1 protein-coding gene and 1 pseudogene are annotated in these 1,086 nt (G+C 38.3%); both read left to right on the forward strand.

The window, feature by feature from the left end; all coding sequences use genetic code 11:
* Positions 1-351 (forward strand): annotated as a pseudogene (locus tag H5154_RS22810) (hypothetical protein); the annotation flags it as partial.
* 10 nt (positions 352-361) lie between these two features.
* The coding region (locus H5154_RS22815; protein ID WP_259398600.1) for an immunity 49 family protein at positions 362-1,086 on the forward strand (725 nt) is incomplete at its 3' end.

Raw genomic sequence — 1,086 nt, forward strand, 5'->3', positions numbered from 1 at the left:
CCCCCGCCACCTGCGAAAATGGAGCTAGGCTTTGGTCCGGGCCCCGGTTTTGACCAAGTATGGGCTAAGCGGGATAAAAATGGCAACGTGCTAGAATACTTTATCGTTGAAGCTAAGGGACCTGGCGCCGAGCTCACTAAAGGAGCTAAGAAAGGCGATCAAATGACCACGAAGTGGATAAAAAATACAATTAAAAGCATGAGAAAATCCAAGAAATATCCGGCTCAAAATACACTAGGCAACGACTTATTCAATGCGAATGACTTAGATATACCGTTAAATAAAATTGTTATTGAAGCCGTTGAAAAAGGCGGTCAAGTCGTCGAAGGAAAATTACAACCTTTACCATAGAGAATTGATAATGCTACAGTTAAACCAACTATCGATAGAAAATATAGAAGAAAACATCTCACGTGCAAACAGCCATTTGGCCGCATGGATAGAGCGTTTTCAAGATAATACTAGAACCCCTAAACAAAATAAAAATAGCGTATTTAAAATAACCGATTTCTATTTTATGCTTGCATACGCTAAATACGCACTCGAAGAGCACTCAGAAGTAAAACCCAATTTTGAAAAAGCAGCACCGTTTGCTTTTTTATGCGGCTTCGACCCTAAATTAAAAACGAGTAATAACGATTGGACTATTCAACAAGAGCTAAATGTTGTTCTTCTCTTTGCTGAGCAGGATGTTTTAGAAAAGCTTAAACACAGTGAAATAAAGTTATCCAGCGTTCAACATCAAGCAAAACTCCAATACGCTGAACTATTAAAAGCGATTGGTACAGGCCAAACTATTAATAAAGATGATGTTGAGGCTGCTTTACTTGAAGCCAAAAACACTAAAGACAAAGATGTACTGCAATATATACTTCCTTTATTAGAAGCAATCTCGGCCTTAGTCTCAGGTGATGAATTACGTTGGCAAACTAGTATCGACAAAGCCATAACTTGGCATAAAGATGAATGTAAATTTGGTGATTACAAAGATATGGAAGAAGGCTTTATCTGTTTAAATGCCCTTACTATGGCAAAGTTAGGCAAAGACATGCATGGTTGGCAATGCCACACCGACTCATTATATTT

It is taken from the genome of Pseudoalteromonas sp. SR44-5 (genome assembly GCF_014163675.1).
Classification (GTDB): Bacteria; Pseudomonadota; Gammaproteobacteria; order Enterobacterales; family Alteromonadaceae; genus Pseudoalteromonas; species Pseudoalteromonas rhizosphaerae.